The sequence below is a fragment of the Actinosynnema sp. NPDC023658 genome (assembly GCF_040639995.1).
Classification (GTDB): domain Bacteria; phylum Actinomycetota; class Actinomycetes; order Mycobacteriales; family Pseudonocardiaceae; genus Actinosynnema.
In genome coordinates, this window is the sequence record NZ_JBFAAX010000413.1 from 1 (window position 1) to 5134 (window position 5134).

Consider the following 5134-nt stretch of genomic DNA (forward strand, 5'->3'; position numbering starts at 1 on the left):
GGTGGGCCGGGAGCGCTCGCCGGGCTTGGGGCGACCGGTCGGCTCGCTGCCCGCCCACGCGCGCTCGTCCGGCCTGGCGCGCTCGTCCGGCCTGCCCGCGCGGGGCCGCTCACCGGGGTCGACCGGTCGCCTCGGGGGCACGCCGCGCTCACCGGTCGGGCGGCGCGGGGGCTCGCCCCGGCCCCCCTGGTCGGAGCGCCGGGGTGGCGGTTGCGCGCCACGCGGCGGTTGGCCTGCGGAAGGACTCCGAGGGGGAACAGGTCGCCTGCGGAACCCATCGGGTTCGCCTGGCCTCGGCGGCCGGTTGTCCACTCCCACTCCTCCCATGTACCCGGGTTCGCCACCTTGGACGCATGGCGGTGCCCCCGGGTTGCCACCAGCGTCGCACAGCCGCTCCGCCGGACGTGGTGATACCGGCCCGAGGCGGGTCTGACCAGGTCGGTTACCCGATTGTGAGGTCGACGAAGCCGCGTTCGTAGACTGCCACCGTGCTGACCATGCAGGATGCGCTGCTCGCGCTGACCAGGTACTGGACCGAACGGGGCTGCGTCGTCGTGCAGCCGTACAACACCGAGGTCGGCGCCGGTACGTTGAACCCCGCCACCGTGCTGCGGGTGCTGGGTCCCGAGCCGTGGCGCGTGTCCTACGTCGAGCCCAGCGTGCGGCCCGACGACGCGCGGTACGGCGAGAACCCCAACCGGTTGCAGACCCACACCCAGTTCCAGGTCATCCTCAAGCCCGACCCCGGTAACCCCCAGGAGCTGTACCTGGGCAGCCTCGAAGCGCTCGGCATCGACGTGCGGGCGCACGACGTGCGGTTCGTGGAGGACAACTGGGCCTCGCCCGCCCTCGGCGCGTGGGGCCTGGGCTGGGAGGTGTGGCTGGACGGGTTGGAGATCACCCAGTTCACCTACTTCCAGCAGGCGGGCGGCATGTCGCTCGACCCGGTGTCGGTGGAGATCACCTACGGCATCGAGCGCATCATGATGGCACTGCAGGGCGTCGACCACTTCAAGGACATCGCGTACGCGCCCGGCATCTCCTACGGCGAGGCGTTCGGCCAGGCCGAGTACGAGATGAGCCGCTACTACCTCGACGACGCCGACGTGGAGGCCACCAAGCGGCTGTTCGAGGAGTACGCCTCCGAGGCGCGTCGGATGCTCGACGCGCGCCTGCCCGTGCCCGCGCACAACTACGTGCTGAAGTGCTCCCACGCGTTCAACGTGCTCGACGCGCGCGGGGCGATCAGCACCACCGAGCGGGCCCGCGCGTTCGGCCGGATGCGCGGCCTGGCCCGCGAGGTCGCCGGGCTGTGGGCGGCGCGGCGCGAGGAGCTCGGCCACCCGCTCGGCACGGCCGACGTGCCCGCCGCGGCCACGCTGCCCGACACGTTCACCGAGGTCGACGAGCCGGCGACGCTGCTGTTCGAGATCGGCACGGAGGAACTGCCGCCCGCCGAGGTGACCCGCACCGTCGAGGCGGTCGGCAGGGCCGTGGCGGACAAGCTGGGCGCGACCAGGCTGGCGCACGGCGCGGTCGAGGTGCACGGCACCCCGCGCCGGGTCGTGGTGCTGGTGCCCGACGTCGCGCCGCGCGAGCCGGACGCGGAGAAGACCGTGCGCGGTCCCCGCGTGTCCGCCGCGTTCGACGCCGACGGCAACCCGACCAAAGCCGTGCAGGGCTTCGCCCGCGGTCAGGGCGTGGACGTCGACGCGCTGGGCCGGGTCACCGAGAACGGCGTCGAGCACGTCGCACTGGTGCGCACCGACCCCGGTCGCGGGGCGGTCGAGGTGCTCAGCGGGCTGCTCGGCGAGGTGGTGTCCGAGCTGCGCGCCGAGAAGAACATGAAGTGGAACGACCCGAAGCTGTCGTTCACCCGCCCGATCCGCTGGCTGCTCGCCCTGCTGGGCACGACGCCGGTGCCGGTCGCGGTGTCGTCGCTGGCGGCCGAGCCGAAGACCCGTGTGCACCGCACGGCCGACGTGCCCGTGGTGGAGGTGTCCACGGCGGACGGTTACCTGGACTTCCTGGCCGGGCACGGCATCGAGGCCTCGGCGCGGCGGCGGCGGGACGCCATCGTGGCGCGCGCGGAGGAGCTGGCGGCGTCCGTGGACGGCGTCGTGGACTTCGAGGGCGTGCTGGACGAGGTCACCAACCTGGTCGAGCGGCCGACGCCGATCCTCGGCTCGTTCGAGGAGCGCTACCTGGAGCTGCCCGCGCAGATCCTCACCACGGTGATGCGCAAGCACCAGCGCTACCTGCCCGTGCGGGCCCGGGACGGCTCGCTGCTGCCGCACTTCGTCGCGGTCGCCAACGGCGACGTGGACGCCGACCTGGTCCGCGCGGGCAACGAGGCCGTGCTGCGCGCCCGGTACGAGGACGCGGCGTTCTTCTGGCGGGCCGACCTGCGCACGCCGCTGGAGGACATGAAGGCCGGGCTGGACAAGCTCACCTTCGCGGACAAGCTCGGCTCGATGGCCGACCGCGCCGCCCGGATCGCGGCGCTCGCGCGCCGGCTGGCCGGGGAGGTCGACGCGGCCGACGGGACGCTGGCGCGGGCCGGTGAGCTGGTCAAGTTCGACCTGGGCTCGCAGATGGTGATCGAGCTGTCGAGCCTGGCCGGCGTGATGGCCCGCGAGTACGCCGAGCGGGCGGGGGAGACCCCGGAGGTCGCGCTGGCGCTGTACGAGATGGAGCTGCCCCGCTCGGCGGGTGACGCGCTGCCGTCGTCCACGCCCGGCGCGCTGCTGTCGCTGGCCGACCGGTTCGACCTGCTGGCCGGGCTGTTCGGCATCGGGGCCAACCCGACCGGCAGCTCCGACCCGTTCGGGCTGCGCCGGGCGGCGCTGGGCGCGGTGAGCGTGCTGCGGGCGTTCCCGGCGTTGAAGGGCATCACGCTGACCAAGGCGTTGGCGCTGGCCGCGCAGGAGGTCGGGGAGCAGGGGCTGGAGGTCTCGGCGGACGCGCTGGACACCGCCCGCGAGTTCGCCGTGCGGCGCTACGAGCAGCAGTTGCTCGACGCCGGGCACGACCACCGGTTCGTCAACGCCGTGCTGCCGCTGGCCGACGCGCCCGCGGTGGCCGACACGACGTTGGCCGAGCTGACCGGGCTGGCCGGGGAGCCGGACTTCGCCGCGCTGGTGGCGGCGTTGCAGCGGGTGCGGCGGATCGTGCCGGCGGACACCGTGGGCGAGTACGACCCGGCGGTGCTCGTGGAACCCGCCGAGGTGGCGTTGCACGAGGCGCTGGCCGACGTGCCCGCGGGCGTCACGGGCCTGGCCGCGTTCGCCGCCGCGGCGGCCGGGCTGACCGGGCCGGTCAACACGTTCTTCGACGAGGTGCTGGTGATGGCCGAGGACCCGGACCTGCGGCGGGCCCGGCTCGGGCTGCTGGCCGCGATCCGCGACCTGGCCGCGCCGGTGCTGGACTGGCAGGCGCTGGGCACCGCCCTGGGCTGAGCCGGACGCGTGCGAAGATCCCCGCCCCCGGCGAGCCGGTGGGCGGGGATCGCCGTGCGTGGCTACATGTCGCGGTTGTCCAGGACGCTCGTCTGGGACTGGGCCAGTGCTTGCGAACTGTCGACCGCGACGGTGTGGTCCGGCGTGACCTGTTCGGCGGCGGCGGACCCGGCGCCCAAGGCGAGCAACGCCGTTGCGGCCACGGCCACCAGCGTTGCGGGGACGATTCTCACGCTGCTACTCCTCACACACCCGGCCAAGGTTCGGCACGCGACACCATCGCACATAAATCGTGTGAAGGGGAGTCCCCTTACGTAGTTGCGAGTAGCGTGACGATTCGGGTGCACAGCGTGATTAGTAGCCCTCTGTAACGGTTCGACCAGCGGGTTCGATGTTCTCCAGAGGTCGACACGCCGAATGGAGCGGCCCATTCGGAGCTGCGGGGTTGCTACGTCTTGACGAACCCGCGTCCGTGGGGTTGGAATTCCGCGACATTCCGTATTTTCCGTCGGCCACCCTCGATGGTGCCCGTGCAAGGGGTTGGCGAATGCGAAGGCTAGCCACGGCCGTGTCCTGCGGTCTCCTCGTCCTGTCCGCCGCCGCCTGCGGCACGGCGGTCGACCCGCTCGCGCCGCCCACGGGCAGCCAGGCGGCGAAGCCGGTCGTGGGCGTGATCCTGCCGGACCGGGACTCGTCCGACCGGTGGGACGCGCAGGACGCGCCGCTGCTCCTCCAGGCGCTCAACTTCGCGGGCATCGAGGGCGTGATCGAGAACGCGGACGGTGACGAGGCGAAGTTCGCCAGCATCGCGGACGGCATGATCGCCCGCGGGGTGAAGGTGCTGATGACCACCCCGCTGAGCCCCGAGGGCGGCGCGCAGGTCGAGCGCAAGGCCAAGGAGGCGAACATCCCGGTCATCAACTACGACCGGATCAGCCTCGGCGGCCTGGCCGAGTACTACGTCTCGTTCGACAACCTCAACGTCGGGGAGCTGCAGGCCGAGGGCCTGATGAGGTGCCTGGGCGACAAGCCGGGCGCGCGGATCCTGGAGCTCCAGGGCGCACCGACGGACAACAACGCGACCATGTTCTTCGACGGCCAGCGCCGCAAGCTCGGCCCGAAGTACGACAGCGGCGCGTTGAAGCTGGTCGACAGCAAGCCCATCGACCGGTGGGACCCGCTGATCGGCAAGGCCGCGTTCGAGCAGATGCTCGCGGGCAGCAACGGCCAGGTGGACGGCGTCGTCGCCGCCAACGACGGCCTGGCGGGCGCGGCGATCGAGGTGCTGCGGGCCAAGGGCCTGGCCGGCCGGGTGCCGGTGACCGGTCAGGACGCCACGGTCGAGGGCCTGCGCGCGATCCTGCGCGGCGAGCAGTGCATGACGGTCTACAAGCCGATCCGGGACGAGGCCGAGGCGGCGGCGCGGCTGGCCATCGCGGTGGCCCGCGGCGACCTGAGCGGCGCCGACGACCTGGCCACCGGCAACACCCGCGACCTGGTGGGGAAGCGGGACGTGAAGTCGGTGCTGCTCGGCGCCGACCTGATCACCCGGGAGAACGTGCGGACGCTGGTGGCCGAGAGCGTGGTCAAGCCCGCGCAGCTGTGCGAGGGCGACACCGCGGCCGACTGCGCCGAGCTGGGCATCCTGGTCAACTAGCCGGCGCCCGGCGCGGCCC

The 5134-nt window shown here is 72.8% G+C and carries 3 protein-coding genes; 2 read left to right on the forward strand and 1 reads right to left on the reverse strand.

The window, feature by feature from the left end; translation table 11 throughout:
• Nucleotides 1–497 precede the first annotated feature (497 nt).
• The gene (locus AB0G02_RS27775; RefSeq protein ID WP_360799312.1) at nt 498–3458 is read left to right on the forward strand and encodes a glycine--tRNA ligase; all 2961 of its coding nucleotides are present in this window, start codon (nt 498–500) and stop codon (nt 3456–3458) included.
• Nucleotides 3459–3520: 62 nt separating this feature from the next.
• Here AB0G02_RS27775 and AB0G02_RS27780 read toward each other — a convergent pair whose 3' ends face one another.
• The gene (locus AB0G02_RS27780) at nt 3521–3691 is read right to left on the reverse strand and encodes a hypothetical protein (protein ID WP_360799306.1); all 171 of its coding nucleotides are present in this window, start codon (nt 3689–3691) and stop codon (nt 3521–3523) included.
• 314 nt (nt 3692–4005) lie between these two features.
• Here AB0G02_RS27780 and AB0G02_RS27785 point away from each other — a divergent pair, with 314 nt between their 5' ends.
• Nucleotides 4006–5115: a substrate-binding domain-containing protein gene (locus AB0G02_RS27785; RefSeq protein ID WP_360799309.1), complete on the forward strand. Its 1110-nt coding sequence runs from the start codon at nt 4006–4008 to the stop codon at nt 5113–5115.
• Nucleotides 5116–5134: the final 19 nt, after the last annotated feature.